Raw genomic sequence first — 23,495 nt, 5'->3', positions numbered from 1 at the left:
GGGGACTTCGCGCTTTTTCGCGTCTGCACGCGGGGCTAGGAGCGCTCTTCTCCCCCGGGTGTCGCCCTGCCGTCCGGGGCCGCGCGGACGGCAGGGCCACGGCCTCTCACGGCCCGCGGCGACTCGGGGTCGATCCGTCCGAACGGGGTGGCGGCGGGGCGGGCTGGAACCGGCGCGGGCGACGGCGCGGCGTGCGGCCGTCCGTGAAAGGATGGGACGTCCGCGCACCGGGCGAGCGGCGGTCTTCCTCGCCGGAGCGGGTGCGCCGGGCGGCTCGGACGGCTGAGGCGAAAGGAACCGGAGCGTACGTGAGTGAGAATCAGAACCTCCTCGCGGAGCAGCGGCGTGCCCTGATCCTCGACGAGGTCCGGCGCCGCGGCGGCGTCCGGGTCAACGAACTGACCCGCAAGCTCGGCGTGTCGGACATGACGATCCGCCGCGACCTGGACGCGCTGTCGCGTCAGGGCATGCTGGAGAAGGTGCACGGCGGCGCGGTTCCGGTGATCGAGGCCAGCACCCACGAGCCGGGGTTCGAGGCCAAGTCGGGTCTGGAGCCGACGGCCAAGGAGGACATCGCGCGGGCGGCGGCGCAGCTCGTGGCGCCGGGGAGTGCGATCGCCCTGTCAGGCGGTACGACGACGTACGCCCTGGCCCATCATCTCGTGGAGGTGGCGGACCTCACGGTGGTGACCAACTCGGTGCGGGTGGCCGACGTCTTCCACACCGCGCTGCGCACGTCGGGACAGCGGCAGGGCGCGGCGACGGTCGTGCTGACCGGCGGGGTGCGCACTCCGTCCGACTCCCTGGTGGGTCCGGTGGCCGACCAGGCCATCGCGGCGCTCCACTTCGACATGCTGTTCCTGGGCGTGCACGGCATATCCGCCGAGGCGGGCCTGTCCACACCGAACCTCGCCGAGGCCGAGACCAACCGGCGGCTGGTGCAGTCCGCGCGACGGGTCGTGGTCGTCGCCGACCACACCAAGTGGGGCGTGGTGGGCCTCAGTTCGTTCGCCGCGCTGGGGCAGATCGACACATTGGTGACCGATGACGGCCTGTCCGCCGAGGCGCGCGCGCAGATCCCGGAGCATCTGCGGCTGGTGGTGGCGGGCGCCCCGGTCGTCGAGGCGGACGCCTGACCGGTACGCCAATGGGGCGGGGCGCCTAGCCCCTGGCGCTCAGCTCGGCCAGGTCCCGGTGCCCAGGAAGGACGCGATCGCCGCGGCGTACGGGCCGCAGTCCAGGCCCTGTTCGGCCAGCCAGGCGTCCGAGTAGTACTTGTCGAGGTAACGGTCGCCGGGGTCGCACAGCAGCGTGACCACGCTGCCTCGGCGCCCCTCGGCCACCATCTCGGCGACGATCTTGAGGGCGCTCCACAGTCCGGTGCCGGTCGAGCCGCCCGCCTTGCGGCCGATGGCGGTCTCCAGGGCCCGTACGGCGGCGACGGCGGCCGCGTCGGGCACCTTCATCATCCGGTCGATGGCGCCCGGCACGAAGCTCGGTTCCATCCGCGGCCGCCCGATGCCCTCGATGCGCGAGCCGCAGTCGCAGCCGACGTCGGCGTCGCCGGTCGTCCAGCCCTCGAAGAAGCAGGAGTTGTCCGGGTCGGCGACGCAGACGCGGGTGTCGTACTGCATGTAGTGGACATAGCGTGCCAGCGTCGCCGAGGTGCCGCCGGTGCCCGCGGTGGCGACGATCCACGCCGGTTCCGGGAACCGCTCCCGGCGCATCTGGCGGAAGACGGACTCGGCGATGTTGTTGTTGCCGCGCCAGTCCGTGGCCCGCTCGGCGTAGGTGAACTGGTCCATGTAGTGGCCGCCGGTCTCCGCCGCGAGCCGGGCGGACTCCTCGTACATCGTGCGCGGGTCGTCGACGAAGTGGCACCGGCCGCCGTGGAATTCGATCAGGCGGCACTTCTCGGCGCTGGTCGTGCGGGGCATCACCGCGATGAAGGGCACCCCGATCAGCTTGGCGAAGTACGCCTCGGAGACGGCGGTCGAACCGCTGGACGCCTCGATCACCGGACGGTCCGGCCTGATCCAGCCGTTGCACAGGCCGTAGAGGAACAGCGAGCGCGCCAGGCGGTGCTTGAGGCTGCCGGTCGGATGGGTCGACTCGTCCTTCAGATACAGGTCGACGCCCCACTCCTCGGGCAGCGGGAAGCTCAGCAGATGCGTGTCGGCCGAACGGTTCGCGTCCGCCTGGACCTTGCGGACCGCCTCTTTCAGCCAGTCGCGGTATGCCGCGTCGCTGCGGTCGACGTCGAGGGTCTCGCCGGTCGGGCGCTGCTCGACAGTACTCACGGCCTACTCCTCACCCTGGGCGCCGACGGCGCGTCGCGCGGCCGGACTCCGACGATGATAGACACCTCCGTCACGCTTCTCACCTGCATAAACGTCTCTTTGGAAGACCCCAAGGCAGCCCTGGGGCAACGCGCGCCAGGGCGCGTGCGCGGCGCATCGAACGCATGGGTGGGGGCGCGTGCGCGCGAATGCATCCGGCGCCGGCGGCGGACACCCCGCACCCACTGGTGCCGCGTGCCTCAGCGGAGCAGACTGCACCGCGCAGGACGAAGAGGGGCGGGGAGCGAGGGGCAAGCCCGGAGTTCACCGCCCGGGACGCGCGGGAGGGGGCGCCGGGGAATCCGGACCGGCCGCGATCCGGCGGTCCGCCGACGGCGTTCACGGTGCACGCGCCGGCTGGGCGCCGGGAAGGCGGCCCGAAGTTGCGGCGTCCAACCCCTTGCGTCACGCTGTTCTCACGTCACTCTGGGTTTACCGGTGATAACGCTGCGAACCAGCCCGCCGGTCAGAACAGCAGGCGGCAGCGTCACGCAGGCGTCCTGCCGCATCGCGAAAACGTCGTGTTCTTCCGGACCTCAACGTCGGGGAGTCGCAGCCGTGATCAGTCACCCGAGCAGGCACTGCACGGTGGAGCTCCAAGCCCTGCCGTCGCGGATCGGCCAGGTCCGCAGAATCGTATCGGCGCACTTGCGCTACTGGCATCTGGACACTCTGATCGACCGGGCCTCGCTCGGTGTGACGGAGTTGCTGACCAACGTCCACCAGCACGCCCAGCCCGACAAGTCGTGCACCGTCGAGCTTCAGCTCCTGCTGGACCGGCTCACCGTGTCCGTGCACGACCGCGATCCGCGCCTTCCCGTTGCGGAGGACATGGTCGCCATCGCACCGCTCGCCACCGAAGGGCGCGGACTGGCGATGGTGGCCGCGATGAGCGAGAGCTGGGGCGCACGACCGGACGGCGAGCAGGGCAAGGTGGTGTGGTTCACCCTGCCCACGGCGAACGGGCCGGTCACGGCGCCGAAGCGAATACGCCGACCGGCGGACCTGGATCAGCCGGTGCGCCGTTTCACGGTCGTCGAGCCCCTTTTCGACGGCGACAGACCGTCCGTCCACACTCCCGCCCGGTCCGCCGTTCTCGGCTGACCGGGCGGTGACCGGCCTGTCCGCCGCTCGCGGCGGTCACGACGGCCCGGGGGCCACAGCGCCCCGGGCCGTCAGGCGACCGGCGGCCCGCCCCTGACCGGCGGTTCGTCCTTGAGCGGCGGACCGTCCGTGAGCGGCGGGACGCCGTCACCGGCCGCCGCGGTCATCGCGTCCCGCGGCCGTCCGGGCGGCCGAACTGCTCCTCCAGGACCGACAGTCGGCGCCAGTACTCGTCCTCGTCGATCTCGCCGGACGCGAAGCGGCGGCCGAGGACGGCGAGGGGCGCGTCGCCGCCGAGGCGGCCTTCCGTTCCGCGCCACGGACCGCCGGGCCCGCGCGGCGCCGCGCGCCGCAGCACGGTGACGACGCCGACGACCACGGCCGCCCAGACGAGCGGGAAGAGGAGGATCCACGGCCCGGGGGCGCCGTGCCAGTCCGCCAGAGTCTGCATCGCGTTCATCTCCCTTCGCGAGCCACCATTTCGGGCTCCGCGGTGATGCACCGATCTTCGCGTCCGGGCGAGGTCGAGGTCGTCGTACGGCCAGCGGCAGCGTGAGTACCGCGGAGGGAGTACGCGACCACTCCGGGACTGCTTCCCCGCGATCCGCACGCCTCGCTCTCTCTTCTGCCTCTCTGCTGCACCAACGACCGGGTTCGGGGATCGGCTGCTGCCAGGCGGCGACACCGCGGTCGCGGGCGCCCGCTCGGTCGACGGCGGTCCTGGGATGCCTTACCCGCTGCGCCGACTGCGCCCGTCCGGCCTGTCACGTCCGGCCTGTCACGTCCGGCCCGCCGCGTCCCGCTCAGGCACCACTCCCTTGACCGAGCGTCAGGCCAGCGCGGTCAGCGGGTCGTCGAGGACGGGCTGCCAGGCCAGTTCGGCCGCGCCGACCAGGCTGTTGTGGTCCAGGATGCAGGGCAGGATCGGCACGCCGCCGCTCTGCCCCCACAGGCTGCGGTCGGCGACCACCGCGCGCAGCCGGCCGGGGTCGGCTTCGAGCAGGGTGCGATGCAGTCCGCCGAGGATGATCCGGTCCGGGTTGAGGATGTTCACCAGGCCGGCCAGGCCCAGGCCGAGGCGGTCGACGAGGGCCTCGGCGGCCGTGCGGACGGACGGGTCGTCGTAGTGGTCGCGGAGGAGGTCTTCCGACTGCTTCAGCAGGGACTCCTCCGGGCCGGGCGCGCGGCCCGCGGCGGTGAGGAACGCGAGCGGGTCGGCCTCGACGTCCAGGCAGCCGCGGCTGCCGCAGTGGCAGGGGCGGCCCTCCGGGTGGACCGTGAGGTGGCCGACCTCCAGCGCGAGGCCCGAACTGCCGGTGTGCAGCCGCCCGTCCAGGACCAGCGCGCCGCCCACGCCCCGGTGACCGGTGGCCACGCACAGCAGGTCGCGGGCGCCGCGACCGGCGCCGTGCCGGTGCTCGGCGAGCGCGGCGAGGTTGACGTCGTTCGCGGCGAACGCCGGTCCCGTGATCCCGGCCGCGCGCACCCGCTCCTCGAAGATCCGGCGCACCGGCGCGCCCACGGGCCAGGCCAGGTGCAGCGGGTTGAGGGCCAGGCCGTCCGGTTCGGCGACCGCGGACGGCACGGCGAGCCCGGCGCCGACGCAGCGGCGGCCGGAAGCGCGCAGCAGCTCGGCGCCGGCGTCGACGACGGAGCCGAGCACCTTCGCCGGGTCGGCGTCCACGGTCTCGCAGCCGGGCGCGGTCGCCACGATCCGGCCGCCCAGCCCCACCAGGGCCGCGCGGAAGCCGTCGGCGTGCACCTGGGCGGCGAGCGCGACCGGGCCCTCCTCGGCGACCGCGAGCCGGTGCGAGGGGCGGCCCTGCGCACCGGCCGCCGCACCCGGCCGGGCGTCCACCCGGATCAGGCCCAGTGCCTCCAGTTCGGCGGCCACCGCGCCGGCCGTCGCCCGGGTGACCCCCAGCTCGGCGGTGAGCACGGCGCGGGTCGGGGCGCGTCCGGTGTGCACGAGTTCCAGGGCGGGCCCGAGCGCACCGCGCCCCCGGTCCAGCCGCGTTCTGGAGGTGGTGGTCCCTTCCCCCGCCGTCCGGGGGTCCGCCTTGCCGCTCATGAGGGCGAGTCTCCCATGATCCCTTGGGGCGGCCTCCCTACAGGCCGCTGACCCTGAGCGTCAGGTTGAGCCGTCCGGTCAGGCCCAACTCGGGCGGCGCGGTGCCCGGGTGGACGCGCGGCACGCCGTGGTAGGCGAGCCGGGAGGGTCCGCCGAAGACGAACAGGTCCCCGCTGCGCAGTTCGACGTCCGTGTAGGGCCGCGTCCGGTTCTCGGTGTTGCCGAAGCGGAACACGCAGGCGTCGCCGAGACTGAACGAGACGACGGGCGCCGGGGACTTCTCGTCGCCGTCGCGGTGCATGCCCATCCGCGCCTCGGCATCGTAGAAGTTGATCAGGGCGATGTCGTACGCCGCCGCCTCGGCCGCCCGGTCTCCGAGCGCGTCCGCGGCCGCGCGCCGTCCCAGGTCGCCCAGCCAGTGCGGAAACGGCTTGACCGGGGCGTCGTCGCCGTCGACGACCGTCTTCGCGTAGGCGTACGGGTACCAGTGCCAGCCCAGGCAGACCTGGCGGGCGCTCATCGTGCCGCCGCCGGGGGTGCGCACCGTGCGCAGCCCGGCCGGCCCGCGCGCCCAACGGCGGCAGGCGGTCAGCAGCTCGCGCTGGCGCGTCGCGTCCAGCCAGTCCGGCACGTGCACCGCGCCCGGCGCGATCTCGGTGCGGGCCCGGGGGAACAGCTCGGCGTCCATGGCTCCATCCTGCCGGACCGTACGCCGCCGCGGCGCGGCGGAGGCCGCTCGTCGCCGACCGGCCGGAGCGGCCCTGAGCTGCGGCTCGGCTAGCCTGGTCGGACGATGAACGACCGTATGACGACTCCCTGGGGCGAGCACGCGCTGGCCCGGTTCCCCGAGGACCCGCGCGACCGGCTGCGGGCCTGGGACGCCTCCGACGCGTATCTGCTGCGGCACCTGGCCGAGGAGGCGACCGACCTGTCCGGGACGGTCGTGGTCGTCGGCGACCGGTGGGGCGCGCTGACGACGGCGCTGGCCGAGCGGGCGCCGGTGCAGATCACCGACTCCTTCCTCGGGCAGGAGGCGACCCGCCGCAACCTCGCGCGGGACGGCGCCGACGCCGGCGCCGTCCGGCTGCTCACCACGCAGGATCCGCCGCCCGAGCGGATCGACGTGCTGCTGGTGCGGGTGCCCAAGAGCCTCGCGCTGCTGGAGGACCAGTTGCTGCGGCTGGCGCCCTCGGTGCACCCGGGCACGGTCGTCGTCGGCACGGGCATGGTGAAGGAGATCCACACCTCCACCCTCACCCTGTTCGAGCGTGTCCTGGGCCCGACCCGGACCTCGCTGGCCTGGCGCAAGGCCCGGCTGATCCACTGCGTCCCGGACCCGGCGCTCGAACGGCCGGCCAATCCGTGGCCGTACCGCTACACGCTGCCCGAGGACGTCGGCGTGCTCTCCGGGCGGCCGGTCGTCAACCACGCGGGCGTGTTCTGCGCCGACCGGCTCGACGTCGGCACCCGCTTCTTCCTGCGGCACCTGCCGGACGGCGCCGGTGCGCGCCGGGTGGTGGACCTGGGCTGCGGCAACGGCGTGGTGGGGACGGCGATGGCCCTGACGCGTCCCGGCGCCGAGGTGCTGTTCACGGACGAGTCGTTCCAGGCGGCGGCCTCCGCCGAGGCGACCTATCGAGCGAACGGGGCACCGGGGAAGGCCGAGTTCCGGGTCGGCGACGCACTGGCCGGGGAACCGGCCGGCAGCGTGGACCTGGTGCTCAACAATCCGCCGTTCCACTCGCACCACGCGACGACGGACGCCGCCGCGGGGCGGATGTTCGCCGGGGCGCGGCGCGCGCTGCGTCCCGGCGGCGAGCTGTGGGTGGTCGGCAACCGGCACCTGGGCTACCACGTGACGCTGCGCCGGATGTTCGGCGAGTGCCGACTGGTGGCGAGCGACCCGAAGTTCGTGGTGCTGCGGGCGGTCAGACGGTAGCGGGGGGCGTGCCGACCACGCCGATGAGCCGTTCGGCCTCCGCGGCCATGGCCTCGCGGCCGACGCTGAGGTAGGTGCGGGAGTCGACCGCTTCGGGGTGGGCGGCGAGGAAGGCGCGGATCGCGCCGGTCATGGCCAGATTGAGGGCGGTGCCCACGTTGACCTTGGCGATGCCGCCGGCCACCGCGGCGGCCAGCTCCGCGTCGGGCACGCCGGAGGAGCCGTGCAGCACGAGCGGCACGTCCAGCGCGCCGGCCAGGCGTTTGACGAGGTCGTGGTCGAGGGCGGCGGTGCGCTCGGTCATGGCGTGCGCGTTGCCGACGGCCACGGCCAGGGCGTCCACCGCGGAGTCGGCGACGAACGCGTGCGCCTCGCCGGGGTCGGTGCGGGCGCCGGGAGCGTGGGCGTCGAGCGGCGGCCGGCCGCCCTTGCCGCCGACCTCCCCCAGCTCCGCCTCGATCCACAGCCCCTGGGCGTGGGCCCATGCGGCGGCCGCCCGGGTCGCGGCGAGGTTCTCGGCGTACGGCAGGTGGGCGGCGTCGTACATCACGGAGCCGAAGCCGGCGTCCGGGGCCTGGCGCAGCAGGTCGTCGCTCTGCACGTGGTCCAGGTGCAGCGCGACGGGCACGGCGGCGCGTTCGGCGGCGGCGGCCGCCGTGCGGGCGAGCGGCAGCAGCCGCCCGTAGCGGTACCGGACGGCGTTCTCGCTGATCTGGAGGACGACGGGCGCACCGGCCGCCTCGGCGCCGGCGACGACGGCCTCGACGTGTTCCAGCGTGATGACGTTGAAGGCGACGACGGCGGAGCGCGCGGCGACGGCGCCGGCGACCAGCCCGGCAGTGGGAGCGAGCGGCACGGCCTGTCCTTTCCGTGGGCAGTGGACGACGGGGTGTCGCGGAGGCGCCGGGGTGCCGGGGAGGCGCCGGGCGACCGTCAGGGGGTGAGGATCACCGAGCGAGTCAGGTGGCGCGGCCGGTCCGGGTCGAGACCGCGGGCGGCGGCGACGGCGACCGCGAGGCGCTGGGCGCGCACGAGGTCAGCGAGCGGGTCGATGCGGCCCTCGATCCACAGTCCGCCGGTGGCGCGGACCTGTTCGGCCAGTCCCTCGGGGGCGCTGCCGAGCATCCAGGCGGCGGTGCCGCCAGTGGTGACGCTGATGGGGCCGTGCCGGTACTCCATCGCCGGGTACGCCTCGGTCCAGGACAGCGACGCCTCGCGCATCTTGAGCGCGGCCTCGCTGGCGAGGCCCACGGTCCAGCCGCGGCCCAGGAAGGTGAACTGGGTGCAGTCGAGCAGCCCGTCGGGCAGCGGCTCGGACAGCGCCGTGCGGGCGTCCGCGACCACGGCGTCGGTGTGCAGGCCGAGATGAGCGCGCAGCAGGGTGAGCGCGGTGGTGGCGAACCGGGTCTGCACGACGGAGCGCTCGTCGGCGTAGTCGAGCACGACCACGTCGTCGGCGGCGGACATGACCGGGGCGCCGGGGTCCGCGGTGACGGCCGTGGTGCGCGTGCTCCCCTTCAGCGCCTTGAGCAGGTCGAGGACTTCGGTGGTGGTGCCGGAGCGGGTGAGGGCGACGACGCGGTCGTAGGAGCGGCCGCGGGGGAACTCGGAGGCGGCGAAGGCGTCGGTCTCGCCGTGCCCCGCGCCCTCGCGCAGCGCGGCGGCGGCCTGCGCCATGAAGTACGACGTACCACAGCCGACGACCGCCACCCGCTCCCCCGGCGCCGGAAGCGCCGCGGCGTGTCCGGCGGCGTCTGCCGCGACGCGGCGCCAGCAGTCGGGCTGGCTGGTCAGTTCGTGCTCGACATGGCTCATGGGGCACACCCTCCAGCTCATGATTGTTCGTGCAAGATAGCGCCGCCTTTCGAGCAACTTCAAGCATTTGGCGGGACCTGCGGTGGGTTATGGTCGCGAAGGTCGGGGACGAGGACGACCGGACAGACGGCTGACTGGGCCGACTGGGGATTTGAGGGAGGCGAGGCCGCCGATGTCGCGCGACGCGCGCTGGAAGGCGCTGCTGGAGCTGCTGGTCGAGCGCGGCCGCCTGGAGGTCGACGAGGCGGCGGCCGACCTCGCGGTGTCGGCCGCGACTATCCGGCGCGACTTCGACCAGCTCGCCGAGCAGCAGATGCTGGTGCGCACCCGGGGCGGCGCGGTCGTGCACGGCGTCTCCTACGAACTCCCCCTGCGCTACAAGACGGCCCGTCACGCCTCCGAGAAGCAGCGCATCGCCCGCGCGGTCGCGGATCTCGTGGCGCCGGGCGAGGCGGTGGGCCTGACCGGCGGCACGACCACCACGGAGGTGGCCCGCGCCTTGGCGGTCCGCGCCGATCTGGCCGCCGGCGCCCCCGCCCTGACGGTCGTCACCAACGCGCTCAACATCGCCAACGAACTGGCGGTACGGCCCCAGTTCAAGATCGTGGTGACCGGCGGGGTGGCCCGTCCGCAGTCCTACGAGCTGATCGGCCCGCTGGCGGACGGCGTGCTCGGCCAGATCACCCTGGACGTGGCGGTCCTCGGAGTGGTCGCCTTCGACGTCGTGCACGGAGCGGCGGCGCACGACGAGGCGGAGGCCGCCGTCAACCGGCTGCTGTGCGAGCGGGCCACACGCGTGGTCGTCGCCGCGGACTCCAGCAAGCTCGGCGGACGCGCCTTCGCCCGCATCTGCGCGGCAGAGTCGGTGCACACCCTGGTCACGGACGAGGCGGCGGCGCGGGACGCCGTGCGCCGGTTCGAAGAGGCGGGGGTGCGGGTCGTCACCGTCTGAGGCGGGCGTGCGGGTCGTCACCGTCTGAGGCGTCCGGGGACGCGGCGGAGCCGCGTACGGCGCGCGGGTATGTCCGCGGCGCGCAGGAAGTTCACGGCGCGGGAGGCGTGCGGGCGCGCCGCAGGGGGTGAGGGCGCGTGCGGGCGCCGTAGGGGATGACGGTGCGTGCGGGCGCCACGAGGGACGCGGGCGCGAGGTGTCACAAGAAGCTCAGGCGCGCGAGATTCCGGTGCGCGAGAGATCAAGCGCGCAGACGTCCGGGCGGGTCCGGTACGGGCGGGTCCGGTACGGGCGGGTCCGGTACGGGCGGGTCCGGTACGGGCGGGTCCGGTCCGGACGGGCGGGGCGCCGCGAGCCGTTCAGGCGCGGATGAAGCCGACGCCGCGGACGTCGTTGCAGCCGACGGGAGCGGTGCCGCGGTCCTCGCCGGGAGCGCTCTGGAGCGCCTTGAGCGCCACGCTCGTCAGCGACAGGAGCAGGTCGACGTCGGCGGAGGCGTCCAGGCGGATCGTCACCCAGGACGAGCCCGGCACGACGCGGACGGCGGCGAAGCGTCTCAGGTCGGCCGCGAGGCGGCGGACCGCCCGGCAGGTGAGGTGCAGGTCCACGTCGCGGTCGGAGTGGAAGTGGGCGATCTCCCCCTGCGCCGAGCTGACCGCCCTCCCGTTGCCGCAGCTCGGTGTCGCTTCCATCAGATCGGGCCAGGTGGCCAGTTGGGCGAAGGCACGCGTGGCGAGCGTCATGAATCCATCATGGCGCGCTCACCGCACGGCAACCGGCGCGTGCGGCAGGCTTAACCGATCCGTGTCCGAATCCGGCCGCAACGCGGCGCGGTGACGAGGAAACGAAGTTCCGCTCGTTCGGCACGCGCAGGGGACCCTGATCCCTCCTGGGGGCACACTGGCAGGAGGGGCCGTGAGTGCTCACGAGGGGGTGTCGAAGGTGACACGTCGTGCGCGAAAGGGACTGTGGCGGTGGCGGCGCAACCCGATGCGCCGGACCAGCGACGTCGTGGAGGCGTGGATCCTGCTCGCGGCCTGGGTGCTCGCCCTGGCCGGCGGCCTGCTGGCGGGGACGCTCACCGGCGGCGCGATGGAGCGCGGCGCGCAGCGGGTGCGCGAGGAGAGCCGCCCGGTGACGGCCGTGCTGACACGGGAGGCGGCGCACGGGGGCTTCCGACCGGCGAGCGGCGGCCTGGCGTGGGCGACGGTGCGCTGGAGCGGTCCGGACGGCTCGGCGCACACGGACCGGACCCGGGTCCCGGCCGACGCGCGACCGGGCTCGCACATCACGGTGTGGACCGATGGGCACGGCACGCTGACGCCCGCGCCCGCCTCCGCCGCCGACACGGCCTTCCAGTCGGTGCTGGGCGGGCTGTGGGCCGGGGCGGCCGCGGCCGGTCTGGTCCTGGGCGGCGCCAAGCTCGTCCGGTCCCGGCTCGACCGCCGCCGCTTCGCGCAGTGGGACGAGGAATGGGCGCGGGCGGACGCGCGCTGGGGGCGCATGACCGGCTGACGCTCCTTGCTAGGGAGCTGACGCTCTCCTAGCCTGACTTTGTGCCGATATTGAACAAAACCGACCCGCCCCGTGCCGTGCCGGACGTCGCCCTGACCCGGCTCCGGGTCGCCCTCCTCGCGTTCTTCGCCCTGGACGGCTTCGTCTTCGCCGGGTGGGTGGTCCGCATCCCGGCCGTCAAGCACCAGACCCACGCCTCGGCCGGCGCCCTCGGGCTGGCGCTCCTCGGCGTCTCCGCCGGGGCGGTGATCACGATGACGCTCACCGGGCGGCTGTGCCGCCGCTACGGCAGCCATCCGGTCACCGTCGCGTGCGCCGTGCTGCTCTCCCTCAGCGTCGCCCTCCCCCCGCTCGCTCGTTCGGCCCCGGCCCTGGGCGCGGTGCTGCTGGTCTTCGGCGCCGCCTACGGCGCCCTCAACGTCGCGTTCAACAGCGCCGCCGTCGACCTGATCGCCGCGCTGCGGCGGCCGATCATGCCGAGCTTCCACGCCGCTTTCAGCCTCGGCGGGATGGCGGGGGCCGGGCTCGGCGGCCTGGTGGCCGGGTTCCTGTCCCCGCTTCAGCACCTGCTGTGCCTGACCGCGACCGGTTTGCTGGTCACCGCCGTCGCGGGCCGCGCGCTGCTGCGGCTCCCGTCGCCGCGACCGGTGGACCGGGAGCGGCCCGAGGCGCCGGGCGCCCGCAGGCTGGACCGCCGCACGCGTTCCCTCGTCGCCGTCCTGGGCCTGGTCGCGCTGTGCACCGCGTACGGCGAGGGGGCGATGGCCGACTGGGGGGCGCTCCACTTCACGCAGGACCTGGGCGCCTCGCCGGGCGTCGCGGCGGCCGGCTACTCCTGCTTCGCCCTCGCGATGACGGTCGGACGGCTGACCGGGACCGCTCTCCTCGAACGCCTGGGCCGCACCCCGACGATCGTGGCCGGAGGCGCGACCGGCGCGGCCGGCATGCTGCTCGGCGCCCTCGCGCCGTCGGTGTGGACGGCGCTCCTGGGCTTCGCCGTGACCGGGCTCGGGCTCGCCAACCTCTTCCCCGTCGCCATGGAGCGCGCCGGGGCCCTCGCCGGCCCCGGCGGCGTCGCCACCGCCTCCACGCTCGGCTACGGCGGCATGCTGCTCGGCCCCCCGGCCATCGGGCTCATGGCCGACCGCCTCTCCCTGCCGACGGCGCTGACCAGCGTGGCCGCCCTGGCGGCGGTCGCCGCCGCGATCGGGCTCGCGACGCGACGGGTGAACGCCGAGTGAGTGACGGTCGGACGCCCCGTCCGGTCGCGGATTGCACGTCGGAACCGCGTCCGTTCACGAAGCGCGCGTCGCTCCCGGCGGAACAGGCCGGGGCTCAGCCCAGCCAGCCCGGCCGCACGAGGCCCGACTCGTAGGCGAGGACGACCAGTTGGGCGCGGTCGCGGGCGCCGAGTTTGACCATCGTGCGGCTGACGTGGGTCTTGGCCGTGAGGGGGCTGACCACCAGGCGCCGGGCGATCTCCTCGTTGGACAGGCCGATGCCGACTAGGGCCATGACCTCGCGTTCGCGCTCGGTGAGGCGGGCGAGGGCGCCCGCGCCCGCGGGCTCCTTGGAACGGGCGGCGAACTCCGCGATCAGGCGGCGCGTGACCGAGGGGGACAGCAGGGCGTCGCCGCCGACCACCGCCCGGACCGCGCGCAGGAGTTCGTCGGGTTCGGTGTCCTTGACGAGGAATCCCGAGGCGCCGGAGCGGATCGCCTCGAAGACGTACTCGTCCAGTTCGAACGTGGTGAGCATGACGACCTTGACGTCCGCGAGGCCGGGGTCGCCGGTGATGCGGCGGGTGGCGGCCAGGCCGTCCAGCTCCGGCATCCGGATGTCCATCAGCACCACGTCGGGACGGAGGGCGCGCACCTGGCGCAACGCCTCCTCGCCGTCGGCGGCCTCCCCGGCGACGGTGATGTCGGGCTGCGCGTCGAGCAGCGCCCGGAACCCGGCCCGCACCAGCGACTGGTCGTCGGCGAGCAGGACGCGGATCACCGCTCCTCCCTCTCGGCCTTCTGGGCGGCCGACGGCTCCGCGGCGGCGGGGGCGTCGCCGGTCTGACCCGCGGCGCCTGACGGAGCCGCCGCGCCCCTCGCCGGGCCGTCCTCGGCCGGCGCCGCCGTCCCGGTCGTCAGCGGAAGCGCGGCCGACACCCGCCAGCCGCCGTCGGGTCGTGGGCCCGCCTCGATGGCGCCGCCGAGGGCGGCGGCCCGCTCCCGCATGCCGGCCAGGCCGTGGCCGCTGCCGCCCGCGTCGGTGCCGGTCGCCGGTCCGTCGTCGTCGATCCGCAGGCGCAGCGTGCCGCCCGTGAGGTCCAAGCGCACGCGCGCCCGCCGGGAGCCGGAGTGCCGGACGACGTTCGTGAGCGCCTCCTGCACGACGCGGAAGGCCGCGAGGTCGGCGCCGGGCGGCAGTCCGGGGGCGGTGCCCTCGATCTCGACCGTGAGGCCGGCGCTCGCCGCCTGCTCCACGAGTTCGGGCAGCCGGTCCAGGCCCGGCGCCGGGGCGCGCGGGGCGTCGCCGGGAGCGCGCAGGGCGCCGAGCACCTGGCGCACCTCGTCCAGCGCCTCCTTGCTCGCGGCCTTGACGGCGGTGAGCGCCGTGCGCGCCTGCTCCGGGTCGCTGTCCAGCAGCGCGAGTCCGACGCCCGCCTGCACGTTGATGACGGAGATGCTGTGGGCGAGGACGTCGTGCAGCTCGCGGGCGATCCGCAGGCGCTCCTCGTCCGCACGCCGCCGGGCGGCCTGGGCGCGCTCGGCGCGGTCCCTGGCCCACTGCTCGCGGCGGACGCGGGCCACCTCGCACACGGCGAGCACGGCGACCACCCAGGTCGCGACGACGAGTTGCTGCGACCAAGGGGCAGCGGCGCCGCCGGGCGGCGGCAGCCACCGGTAGAGCCAGAGAGCGATGAGCGTGTGTCCGGCCCAGAGCAGGCCGACGGCCGTCCAGGCGGCGCGGCGGCGTCCGGAGACGACGGCGGCGAAGCAGGCGACCGCGACGGCCAGGACCACCGGTCCGTAGGGGTATCCGGCGGCCAGGTAGGCCAGCGTGACGGCCGCCGTGCCGTACACCACCGGTACCGGACGTCGCCGGCGCCACAGCAGCGGTCCGCAGGCGGCGATCAGCAGCGCGTAGGCGCCCGCGTCCAGCGGCTCGCGGTGGCCCTGCTGGTGGCGGGCGGCGACGTGCGTGCCGATCAGCACCAGGGCCGTGAGCAGCGCGGTCGAGGCGACGGGCCAGTGGGCGCCGGAGGCGTCCGCGCCGTCGCGGCGGCGCCCGAAGGACACGGGACGACGCCACCGCGCGGGCGGCCCGTGCCGCTGCCGGGGCGGCCCGTCCCGGCGTGCGCGCTGCTCTTCCATGGCGGCCACGCTAGACGCCTGTGACGCGGGGCGCGTCGGCCCGCCGAGGTGATCAGGCGTACTCCCCGGGGAGTACGGCCGGTCCGCGCACGGCCGGAGAGCGGACGTCAGCGGTCCAGTCCCACGCCCTGGGCGAGCCGGACCACCGCCTGCCGGAAGAACGGATCGCGGTCCTCCACCACCCGGTGGAACTGCCCGAACAGCTCGAAGCCGACCAGCCCGTACACCTGTGCCCAGGCGGCGACCAGGGCGGCCGTCGCCCCGGGAGGCAGTCCGGGGGCGAGATCGGCCGTCATCCGCTCGGCCTCCTCGCGCAGTTCGGCCGGGAGCACGGGCTCGGTAAGGACGCCCTTCGCGTGGGCGTCGCGGACGATGCCGATGAGAAGGAGCCCGACGCGGGCCGCGGGCGGGACGGTGGTCTCGGGAGCGGCGTAGCCGGGCACGGGCGAGCCGTAGATGAGGGCGTACTCGTGCGGGCGGGCGAGCGCCCACTCGCGCACCGCCTCGCACACGGCGGTCCAGCGCGCCAGCGGGGCCGCGTCGGCGGCCTTCGCGTGGGCCGCCTCGGCGGCCTCGCCGAGGGAGTCGTAGGCGTCGATGATCAGCGCGGTCAGGAGGTCGTCCCGGCTCGGGAAGTACCGGTAGAGCGCGGAGGAGACCATGCCGAGTTCGCGGGCCACGGCGCGCAGCGAGAGCTTCGCCGGGCCCTCGGCGGCGAGCCGTCGGCGGGCCTCGTCCTTGATCGCGGAGGTGATCTCCGTCCTGGCCCGAGCCCGTGCGCCTGCTGCGGATGTCATGGGCCGAGTCTCCCACGTTTTCGGAGCACCGCACACAAAAGAGAGCACTGCTCTTGCATCGGAGCCCTGCCCCCGTGCACACTGCTCTCGAACGAGAGCACTGCTCTCACTTACTTCTCGGGGGTTGCCATGTCATCGTCGTCATCGTCGCCGTACTACCTCGAAGGCAGCACATGGGGCGGCCGGTTCAACCGGGTCATCGGCTGGCTGGCGCGGCACGGGCTCAGCCTGGCCGGCAGCGCCGAGCTGTCGGTGCGCGGCCGGAAGTCCGGCGCGCTCCAACGCATCCCGGTGAACCCGCACACCTACGAGGGCGCCCAGTACCTGGTCTCGGCCCGCGGCCACTCCCAGTGGGTGCGCAACATGCGGGCGGCGGGCGGCGGGGAGCTGCGCGTCGGGCGCAGAGTCCGCCCGTTCACGGCGGTGGAGCTGCCCGACGCCGAGAAGCTCCCCGTGCTGCGGACCTACCTGGAGCGCTGGGGCTGGCAGGTCGACGACTACTTCCGGGGCGTGACGGCCGCCTCCTCCGACGAGGAGATCGCCGCCGCCGCGCCCGACCACCCGGTCTTCCGCATCACGGTCGTGAAGTGACCTCGTCGCCGTCCCGGATCACGGCCGCGAAGTGACCGCTTCTTCCTCCCGCGTCACGGCTGCGAAGTGACCGTGTCGTCCTCCTCCGGGGCCTCCTCGGCGGCGGTCGCGGCCGTCGCCTCCTGGCGCCGGTCCATTGCGGTCAGGGCGCGCTGGGCCAGCGGACGGGTGCGGACCAGCTCGCCCAGGGAGGTCGCGCCCTGGGTGATCTCCTTGAACGCCTTCCAGGCGGGGCGCAGGCCGGTCAGGGCGGCGTGGAAGAGGCCGGGGCGGCGCTCGAAGGCCGCCAGCATGCGGCGGCCGACGGCCATCTCCACGCCGAGCCCCGCCTTGATCGCGAAGGCGTAGTTCAGGGCTTGGCGGCGCGCGTCCACCGCGTCGTGCGCCTCCGCGATCCGCACCGCCCACTCCCCGGCGAGCCGCCCGGACCTCAGCGCGAAGGAGATGCCCTCGCGGGTCCACGGCTCCAGCATCCCGGCCGCGTCGCCGCACACCAGCACCCGCCCGCGGGAGAGCGGCGAGTCGTCGGCGCGGCAGCGGGTCAGGTGCCCGGAGGAGACGCTGGGCTCGAAGCCGGCCAGGCCGAGGCGGGCGATGAAGTCCTCCAGGTACCGCTTGGTGGCCGCGCCTTCGCCGCGCGCCGAGATCACGCCGACCGTGAGCGTGTCGTCCTTGGGGAACACCCAGCCGTAACTGCCCGGCATCGGGCCCCAGTCGATCAGGACCCGCCCGCGCCAGTCCTCGGCGACGGTCTCGGGCACCGGGATCTCCGCCTCCAGGCCGAGGTCGACCTGGTCCAGCTTCACGCCGACATGGGCGCCTATGCGGCTGGCGCTGCCGTCGGCGCCGACCACGGCGCGGGCGAGCACGGTCTCGCCGTCTTGCAGGACGACGGCGACGGTGCGCCGGTCCGGCACCGCCGAGCCGTGCTGCTCCACCCGCACGACGGTCACGCCGGTGCGCAGCTCGGCGCCCGCCTTCTGCGCGTGCTCGACGAGCCGCTGGTCGAACTCGGGCCGGTTGACCAGCCCGAACAGCATCTGCCGGGAGCGCCGGGTGCGGGTGAAGCGGCCGTTGCTGGAGAAGGTGACCGCGTGCACCCGGTCCTTCAGCGGGAGTTCGAAGCCGGGGGGCAGCGCGTCGCGCGAGGGACCGATGATGCCGCCGCCGCACGTCTTGTAGCGCGGCAGTTCCGCCTTCTCCAGCAACAGCACGCGCCGTCCCGCGACCGCCGCCGCGTAGGCCGCCGACGCCCCCGCCGGTCCCGCGCCCACCACGACGACATCCCACACCTGCTGCACGTCGTCCGCCGAAGAGTTCTCGCTGCTCACGATGGTCTACCGCTCCAGATCAAGCCGGCTGCCTCTGCTGTCCCCCGCATCCTACGGGGACCGGCGCCGAGGACCGCTGTGGGAGGATCGGCAGGTGGGCGACCCGTCCGGCAGGACGCGGCCGCGCCGACACGATCATCTGCAAGACGGAAGTGCCCGCGGGCGCCGCACCGGCGCGCGGCGGCACGACCTTTTCAGCACAAGGAGCGTTCCCATGCCGTCGCATCCGGTCGCGGAGACCGTCGCCTCCCTCATGCCCAGGGCCAAGGAGGAACTGGCCGAGCTGGTGGCGTTCCAGTCGGTGGCGGATTTCGACCAGTTCCCCAGGAGCGAGAGCGAGGGCGCCGCGCGCTGGATCGCCGACGCGCTGAGCGCCGAGGGCTTCACGGACGTCCGGCTGCTCGACACCCCGGACGGCACCCAGTCGGTGTACGGCCACCTGCCCGGCCCCGAGGGTGCAAAAACGGTTCTGCTGTACGCCCACTACGACGTGCAGCCGCCGCTGGACGAGAGCGCCTGGACCACCGCGCCGTTCGAGCTGACCGAGCGCGACGGCCGCTGGTACGGGCGCGGCGCCGCCGACTGCAAGGGCGGCCTCATCATGCACCTGCTCGCCCTGCGCGCTCTGAAGGCCGCCGACGGCGTGCCGGTCGCCGTCAAGGTGATCGCCGAGGGCTCGGAGGAACAGGGCACCGGCGGCCTGGAGCGCTACGCCGAGGAGCACCCCGAGCTGCTGGCCGCCGACGCCGTCGTGATCGGCGACACCGGCAACTTCCGCGTCGGTCTGCCGACCGTGACGGCCACGCTGCGCGGGATGACCATGCTCCGCGTCGAGGTCGACACCCTGGAGGGCAACCTGCACTCCGGCCAGTTCGGCGGCGCGGCCCCGGACGCGCTCGCCGCGCTGATCCGCGCGCTGGACTCGCTGCGCGCCGAGGACGGCTCGACGACCGTCGACGGCCTGCCCGGCGACGGCGTGTGGGACGGCCTCCAGTACGACGAGGAGCAGTTCCGCGCGGACGCCAAGGTGCTGGACGGCGTGCGGCTGACCGGGTCCGGCACCGTGGCCGACCGGATCTGGGCCCGGCCGGCGGTCACCGTCATCGGCATCGACTGCCCGCCGGTGGTCGGCGCCACGCCGTCCGTGCAGGCCGGCGCCCGCGCGCTGGTCAGCCTGCGCGTGCCGCCGGGCGTGGACGCGGGCGAGGCGACCAAGCTGCTCCAGGTCCATCTGGAGGCGCACACGCCGTGGGGCGCGCGGCTGCGCGTGCAGCAGGTCGGCCAGGGCCAGCCGTTCCGCGCCGACACCGACAGCCCGGCCTACCGGGCGATGGCCGAGGCGATGGCCGTCGCCTACCCCGGCGAGCGGATGCAGTACGCGGGCCAGGGCGGCTCCATCCCGCTGTGCAACACCCTCGCCACGCTCTACCCGAAGGCCGAGATCCTGCTCATCGGCCTGAGCGAGCCCGAGGCGCAGATCCACGCCGTCGACGAGAGCGTCTCCCCGGAGGAACTGGAGCGCCTGTCGATCACGGAGGCCCTGTTCCTGCGCGGGTACGCGGCCGGCTGAGCCGTCCCGGCGCGACGGAGCGGGGAGCGCGGCGCGCGCACGGCTGAGACCTGGGCATCGAGGTAGCCGGCGCGGCGGGACGGGGTGAGCGCCGCTCGCATGGCCGAGCCCTGGGCATCGGGCTGCCCGCGCGGCGGGACTTCGCCTGCCGGGCCGGGGCGACCGGCTCACTCGGGTCGGCGAGAGGACCGCGACGCGCTCGCGGACTTCCCTCGGGCGCCGCCGCACCAGGCCGCTGAACGGCCGCTCCACGGCTCGGGGCGTCCAGGAAGCTCAGCCGCCGACGGGGATGATGGTGCGGGCGTCCCAGGAGGCTCAGCCGCCGACCGAGACGACGGTGCGGGGCGTCCCAGGAGGCTCAGCGCCGACCGGGACGCCTGCCTCCAGGTACAGTGCCGCGCCCCGCTCGCGCGCCCGCAGGGCCCAGCGCAGCCGCTCGTAGCGGACGGGCGGCAGCAGCGCGGCGGCCTCGCGCTCGCTGACGAAGCGGCAGGCGCGCAGCTCGGGGCCGGGCAGCCGCAGCCGCCCCGCCGTCGCGGCGTCGACCCGGCCGCCGTCGAAGAGCAGCCGCAGGCCGCCGAAGCCGGGGGGCGACGGCCGCTCCCAGTCCACGACGAGCAGCCGGGGCGCCTCCGCGAGCCGTATCCCCGTCTCCTCGGCGACCTCGCGCACGCCCGCGCGGGCCGGGGCCTCGCCGGGCTCCACGACACCGCCGGGGAACTCCCAGCCGGGCTTGTAGGTGGGGTCGACGAGCAGCACCCGGTCCTGCTCGTCGAAGAGGAGGACGCCCGAGGCGACGGTCTCCGCGGCGGGTTCCGGGGTCTGCACGATGTCGCAGAGCGGCGCGGCGCCGCTGCCGACGGCCTCGGCGACGCGGACGGCCGCCTCGCGCGGGGTGAGGGCGCTGGTGTCGACGGGATGGGCGTCCGCGGCGAGCCAGGAGGCGAGGGCGGCGCGGTAGGGCTGGAGGTGGTCGTAGGACCACTGGCGTACGCGCGTCTCGCCGTCGGGGAGGTCGGAGGGGACCTCGCGGCGGGCTATGCGTGCACGCAGGATCGTTTCGGCCGGGGCGAGGAGGATGTGCCGGACGCCGACGCGGCGGGCGGCGAGGCCGCCGAAGATCTCGTCGCGGTAGTCCTGGCGGAGCAGGGTCATGGGGACCACGAGGGTGCCGCCCAGTTCGGCGAGCAGCGCCGCCGCCGTGTCGGTCACCAGGCGGCGCCAGATGGGGAGGTCCTGGAAGTCGCCGACCTCGGCGAGGTGCTTGGCCGGCAGGAGGTGGTGGGTGAGCGCGCCCCCGATGACCTCGGGGTCGAAGAGCGTGCTGTTCGGGATCAGGTCGATCAGTTCCCGCGCGGTCGTGGTCTTGCCCGCACCGAACGTGCCGTTGATCCAGACGACGGTCACGGTTCCCCCTCTTCTGTTGACCTCCTGGGCTTGCCCGCTCCACCCTGCCACGGAAACCAGCCCCAGTTGAGGGAACGCACCCGGCGGCGCCGGTCCCCCGCGGCGGGGGTCCGGCGCCGCTCGGTTCGGGCGGGAGGGGCCCGCCGGCCTTACGCGCCCTGCCCGAGGGCGTCGTCGTCCACGGCCAGGCCGTCGTGGCCGACCAGGCGGTCCATCGTGCCGACGGTGTCCTTGACGTGGAGGTCGCCGAGCGTGTCGTGGTCGACGGCGTGCGACGGGGAGACGGCGGCCACCACGAAGCCGGTGGCGAGGGAGGCGAGGGCCAGCATGCTGCGCTTCTTCATGACCGGGTCAACGCTTCACCCGGCGATGGGTCACGGCCGCCGCGAAGAGGCCGCCGCTTCGGCCGCCGTCGCGCGGCGGCTTCCGCCCGCTCCCGCCCTCACACTCCGGCGGCGGCGTTCGTCCGCGCCGCGAGGGCTGCCGCAGCGGCGCCGACCAGACCGGCGTCGGTGCCCATCCGCGCCGGGACGACCGTGAGGCGCCGTACGAAGGCGAGGGTGGCGTAGTCGGCCAGGGCCCGGCGCAGCGGGTCGAGGAGCACGTCCCCCGCCTTGCCCACTCCCCCGCCGATCACCGCGATGTCGATCTCCACGAGGGTCGCGGCGGCGGCGATGCCCGCGGCCAGGGCGCGCGCGGCACGCGCGAAGGAGGCCACGGCGACCGGGTCGCCGGCGCGGGCGGCGGCGGCCACCGCGGCGGCGGAGGCGTCGCCGTCCGGGCCCGGCCGCCAGCCGTTCTCCAGCGCCCGGCGCGCGATGTTCGGGCCGCTGGCGATGCGCTCGACGCAGCCGCGCGAGCCGCACGGGCACAGGTCGCCGTCCAGGTCGACGCTGATGTGGCCGATGTGGCCCGCGTTGCCGGTCGGCCCGGGATGCAGCCGGCCGCCCAGGACCAGACCGCCGCCGACGCCGGTGGAGACCACCATGCACAGGGCGTTGTCATGGCCGCGCGCGGCGCCCTGCCAGTGCTCGGCGGCCGTGATCGCCACTCCGTCGCCGATCAGCTCCACCGGCAGCCCCCCGGCCGCGGCCGAGGCGCGCTCGACGAGCGGATAGTCGCGCCAGCCGGGGACGTTGACCGGGCTCACCGTTCCGGCCGAGGCGTCCACCGGGCCCGCGCTGCCGATGCCCAGCGCCGCGGCCCGCTCCCACAGCGGCGACGCGGCCAGCTCGCCCAGCACCTCGGCCACCGCGCCCATGACGGTGTCGCCGTCCTCCCGCGCGGGCGTCGCGCGCTGGGCGCGCACCAGGATGCCTCCCTGGCCGTCCACCAGCGCTCCGGCGATCTTGGTGCCGCCGATGTCGAGCGCGGCCACGAGGTCGGTGTGCATCAGAGTCGGATCTCCCCGTCAACCGTGAAAGGACCAAGAGGTGGGTGCGGGCCGGCCTCGCGGCAGGGCGCGGGCCAGAGTACGCGGTGGACAGTCTCCCCTGCTCATGACAACGTTGTCCAGGCTCTATGCTCGACGCCACATCCTCACAGGGACCCCGCTCGCGCCGCGCACCCGGGAGCGCGGCCGACACGGACGACAGGACAGGACGCCGCATCGTGCCAGAGACCGCCCGCCGACCCGACCGCTCCGCCGACCCCCTCCCCGGCGACCGGTCCGGGACCCGCTACGGCAACCGGCCGACGATGAAGGACGTGGCGGCCCGCGCCGGTGTGGGCCTCAAGACCGTCTCCCGGGTGGTGAACGGGGAGCCCGGGGTCACCCAGGACACCGAGCGGCGCGTCCAGGAGGCCATCGCCGCGCTGGGCTTTCGCCGCAACGACAGCGCCCGGGTGCTGCGCAAGGGCCGCACGGCGAGCGTCGGGCTGGTCCTGGAGGATCTCGCCGACCCGTTCTACGGGCCGCTCAGCCGCGCGGTGGAGGAGGTGGCCCGCGCGCACGGCGCCCTGCTGATCAACGGCTCCAGCGCGGAGGACCCGGACCGCGAACGGGAGCTGGCGCTGGCGCTGTGCGCGCGGCGGGTGGACGGCCTCGTGGTCATCCCGGCCGGGGGCGACCACCGGTATCTGGAGCCGGAGATCAAGGCGGGCGTCGCGACCGTGTTCGTGGACCGTCCCGCCGGGCGGATCGACGCCGACGTCGTGCTGTCGGACAACTTCGGCGGCGCCCGCGACGGCGTGGCGCACCTGATCGCGCACGGCCACCGCAGGATCGGCTTCATCGGCGACATGCCCCGCATCCACACGGCCGCCGAGCGGCTGCGCGGCTATCAGGCCGCGATGGAGGACGCGGGCATCACCGCGCCGGACTCCTGGATGTCGCTGGGCGCCACCGATCCGGAGCGGGTGCGCCGGGCGGCGGAGGCGATGCTGACCGGGCCCGAGCCGGTCACCGCCGTGTTCACGGGCAACAACCGGGTGACGGTGACCGTGCTCCGGGTGCTGGCCGAACTGCCCCGCCCGGTCGCCCTGGTCGGCTTCGACGACGTCGAACTCGCCGATCTGCTGCGGCCGGGCCTCACCGTCGTCGCCCAAGACGCGGCGGCCCTGGGCCGCACGGCCGCCGAACGCCTCTTCCGCAGGCTGGACGGCGCAGGCGTCGGCCCGGAGCGCATCGAGCTGCCGACCCGGCTGATCGCGCGGGGTTCGGGAGAGCTGCCGCCGTCGCCCTGAGCGGGTTGGTG

The 23,495-nt window shown here is 74.8% G+C and carries 23 protein-coding genes and 1 pseudogene; 10 read left to right on the top strand and 14 right to left on the bottom strand.

All coding sequences use genetic code 11. The annotated features are described in order from the left end of the window. Positions 1-308 precede the first annotated feature (308 nt). Positions 309-1,136 (top strand): DeoR/GlpR family DNA-binding transcription regulator, encoded by an 828-nt coding sequence (locus ABZ861_RS11905; protein ID WP_361627697.1) that lies wholly within the window; start codon positions 309-311, stop codon positions 1,134-1,136. Between the two features lie 39 nt (positions 1,137-1,175). On the opposite strand, the gene ABZ861_RS11900 is transcribed toward ABZ861_RS11905, so the two are convergent. Further along, on the bottom strand, positions 1,176-2,300 hold the full coding sequence (locus ABZ861_RS11900) for a PLP-dependent cysteine synthase family protein (RefSeq protein ID WP_361627694.1): 1,125 nt from the start codon (positions 2,298-2,300) through the stop codon (positions 1,176-1,178). A gap of 597 nt (positions 2,301-2,897) precedes the next feature. Between ABZ861_RS11900 and ABZ861_RS11895 the strand changes: the two genes are divergently transcribed. Then, positions 2,898-3,443, top strand: coding sequence for an ATP-binding protein (locus ABZ861_RS11895; RefSeq protein ID WP_361627691.1), 546 nt, complete (start codon positions 2,898-2,900; stop codon positions 3,441-3,443). A 163-nt stretch (positions 3,444-3,606) separates the two neighbouring features. Here the strand turns inward: ABZ861_RS11895 and ABZ861_RS11890 are convergent, their stop codons facing one another. Next, entirely contained in the window at positions 3,607-3,894 is a 288-nt protein-coding gene (locus tag ABZ861_RS11890; protein WP_361627689.1) for an SHOCT domain-containing protein, read from the bottom strand. Between the two features lie 199 nt (positions 3,895-4,093). Between ABZ861_RS11890 and ABZ861_RS11885 the strand changes: the two are divergent. Continuing rightward, positions 4,094-4,198, top strand: a pseudogene (locus ABZ861_RS11885) (phosphotriesterase); the annotation flags it as partial. 74 nt (positions 4,199-4,272) lie between these two features. Here the strand turns inward: ABZ861_RS11885 and ABZ861_RS11880 are convergent. Then, complete coding sequence (locus ABZ861_RS11880) at positions 4,273-5,514, bottom strand: ROK family protein (RefSeq protein ID WP_361627686.1); 1,242 nt, start codon at positions 5,512-5,514, stop codon at positions 4,273-4,275. A 37-nt stretch (positions 5,515-5,551) separates the two neighbouring features. Beyond that, positions 5,552-6,202, bottom strand: coding sequence for an alpha-ketoglutarate-dependent dioxygenase AlkB (locus ABZ861_RS11875; RefSeq protein ID WP_361627683.1), 651 nt, complete (start codon positions 6,200-6,202; stop codon positions 5,552-5,554). 117 nt (positions 6,203-6,319) lie between these two features. Between ABZ861_RS11875 and ABZ861_RS11870 the strand changes: the two genes are divergently transcribed. Beyond that, entirely contained in the window at positions 6,320-7,453 is a 1,134-nt protein-coding gene (locus ABZ861_RS11870; RefSeq protein WP_361627680.1) for a methyltransferase, read from the top strand. Here ABZ861_RS11870 and ABZ861_RS11865 read toward each other — a convergent pair. Further along, positions 7,443-8,309, bottom strand: a complete 867-nt coding sequence (locus ABZ861_RS11865; RefSeq protein WP_361627677.1) for a class II fructose-bisphosphate aldolase — start codon at positions 8,307-8,309, stop codon at positions 7,443-7,445. The genes ABZ861_RS11870 and ABZ861_RS11865 overlap by 11 nt on opposite strands. 77 nt (positions 8,310-8,386) lie before the next feature. Next, a complete protein-coding gene (locus tag ABZ861_RS11860; protein ID WP_361627674.1) occupies positions 8,387-9,268 on the bottom strand; it encodes a sugar isomerase in 882 nt (293 codons plus the stop codon). A 172-nt stretch (positions 9,269-9,440) separates the two neighbouring features. Here ABZ861_RS11860 and ABZ861_RS11855 point away from each other — a divergent pair, with 172 nt between their 5' ends. Beyond that, entirely contained in the window at positions 9,441-10,220 is a 780-nt protein-coding gene (locus tag ABZ861_RS11855) for a DeoR/GlpR family DNA-binding transcription regulator (protein ID WP_361627671.1), read from the top strand. A 359-nt stretch (positions 10,221-10,579) separates the two neighbouring features. Here ABZ861_RS11855 and ABZ861_RS11850 read toward each other — a convergent pair whose 3' ends face one another. Then, entirely contained in the window at positions 10,580-10,963 is a 384-nt protein-coding gene (locus ABZ861_RS11850) for a luciferase family protein (protein ID WP_361627668.1), read from the bottom strand. Positions 10,964-11,135: 172 nt separating this feature from the next. Between ABZ861_RS11850 and ABZ861_RS11845 the strand changes: the two genes are divergently transcribed. Both ABZ861_RS11845 and ABZ861_RS11840 read left to right on the top strand, forming a co-directional pair. Then, complete coding sequence (locus ABZ861_RS11845) at positions 11,136-11,735, top strand: hypothetical protein (RefSeq protein WP_361627665.1); 600 nt, start codon at positions 11,136-11,138, stop codon at positions 11,733-11,735. A 77-nt stretch (positions 11,736-11,812) separates the two neighbouring features. Beyond that, on the top strand, positions 11,813-12,976 hold the full coding sequence (locus ABZ861_RS11840; RefSeq protein WP_361627899.1) for an MFS transporter: 1,164 nt from the start codon (positions 11,813-11,815) through the stop codon (positions 12,974-12,976). 94 nt (positions 12,977-13,070) lie between these two features. On the opposite strand, the gene ABZ861_RS11835 is transcribed toward ABZ861_RS11840, so the two are convergent. The 3 genes from ABZ861_RS11835 to ABZ861_RS11825 all read right to left on the bottom strand — a co-directional run bounded on the left by ABZ861_RS11835 (position 13,071) and on the right by ABZ861_RS11825 (position 15,900). Further along, positions 13,071-13,736, bottom strand: coding sequence for a response regulator transcription factor (locus tag ABZ861_RS11835; RefSeq protein WP_361627663.1), 666 nt, complete (start codon positions 13,734-13,736; stop codon positions 13,071-13,073). Next, positions 13,733-15,103, bottom strand: a complete 1,371-nt coding sequence (locus ABZ861_RS11830; protein ID WP_361627660.1) for a sensor histidine kinase — start codon at positions 15,101-15,103, stop codon at positions 13,733-13,735. Before ABZ861_RS11830 ends, ABZ861_RS11835 begins: the two co-directional genes overlap by 4 nt. A gap of 107 nt (positions 15,104-15,210) precedes the next feature. After that, positions 15,211-15,900, bottom strand: coding sequence for a TetR/AcrR family transcriptional regulator (locus ABZ861_RS11825; RefSeq protein ID WP_361627657.1), 690 nt, complete (start codon positions 15,898-15,900; stop codon positions 15,211-15,213). Between the two features lie 129 nt (positions 15,901-16,029). Between ABZ861_RS11825 and ABZ861_RS11820 the strand changes: the two genes are divergently transcribed. Continuing rightward, positions 16,030-16,491 carry a nitroreductase family deazaflavin-dependent oxidoreductase gene (locus ABZ861_RS11820; protein WP_361627654.1) on the top strand — a complete coding sequence of 154 codons (462 nt, stop codon included), beginning with the start codon at positions 16,030-16,032 and terminating at the stop codon, positions 16,489-16,491. A 53-nt stretch (positions 16,492-16,544) separates the two neighbouring features. Here the strand turns inward: ABZ861_RS11820 and ABZ861_RS11815 are convergent, their stop codons facing one another. After that, the gene (locus tag ABZ861_RS11815; RefSeq protein ID WP_361627651.1) at positions 16,545-17,822 is read right to left on the bottom strand and encodes a geranylgeranyl reductase family protein; all 1,278 of its coding nucleotides are present in this window, start codon (positions 17,820-17,822) and stop codon (positions 16,545-16,547) included. Between the two features lie 214 nt (positions 17,823-18,036). Between ABZ861_RS11815 and ABZ861_RS11810 the strand changes: the two genes are divergently transcribed. Then, positions 18,037-19,392: a dipeptidase gene (locus ABZ861_RS11810; RefSeq protein WP_361627648.1), complete on the top strand. Its 1,356-nt coding sequence runs from the start codon at positions 18,037-18,039 to the stop codon at positions 19,390-19,392. 315 nt (positions 19,393-19,707) lie between these two features. On the opposite strand, the gene ABZ861_RS11805 is transcribed toward ABZ861_RS11810, so the two are convergent. The 3 genes from ABZ861_RS11805 to ABZ861_RS11795 form a co-directional block, all read right to left on the bottom strand. After that, the gene (locus ABZ861_RS11805; RefSeq protein ID WP_361627645.1) at positions 19,708-20,799 is read right to left on the bottom strand and encodes an NUDIX domain-containing protein; all 1,092 of its coding nucleotides are present in this window, start codon (positions 20,797-20,799) and stop codon (positions 19,708-19,710) included. 149 nt (positions 20,800-20,948) lie between these two features. Then, the gene (locus tag ABZ861_RS11800; protein ID WP_361627642.1) at positions 20,949-21,143 is read right to left on the bottom strand and encodes a hypothetical protein; all 195 of its coding nucleotides are present in this window, start codon (positions 21,141-21,143) and stop codon (positions 20,949-20,951) included. A gap of 98 nt (positions 21,144-21,241) precedes the next feature. Then, on the bottom strand, positions 21,242-22,192 hold the full coding sequence (locus ABZ861_RS11795) for an ROK family protein (RefSeq protein WP_361627639.1): 951 nt from the start codon (positions 22,190-22,192) through the stop codon (positions 21,242-21,244). Positions 22,193-22,410: 218 nt separating this feature from the next. Here ABZ861_RS11795 and ABZ861_RS11790 point away from each other — a divergent pair, with 218 nt between their 5' ends. Further along, positions 22,411-23,484: a LacI family DNA-binding transcriptional regulator gene (locus ABZ861_RS11790; protein WP_361627636.1), complete on the top strand. Its 1,074-nt coding sequence runs from the start codon at positions 22,411-22,413 to the stop codon at positions 23,482-23,484. The last annotated feature ends 11 nt before the right edge of the window (positions 23,485-23,495 follow it).

The organism is Streptomyces sp. NPDC046985, from assembly GCF_040644415.1.
Classification (GTDB): domain Bacteria; phylum Actinomycetota; class Actinomycetes; order Streptomycetales; family Streptomycetaceae; genus Streptomyces.
The sequence above is the reverse complement of the archived record's forward strand: the minus strand, read 5'-3'. Positions and strand labels throughout refer to the sequence as shown.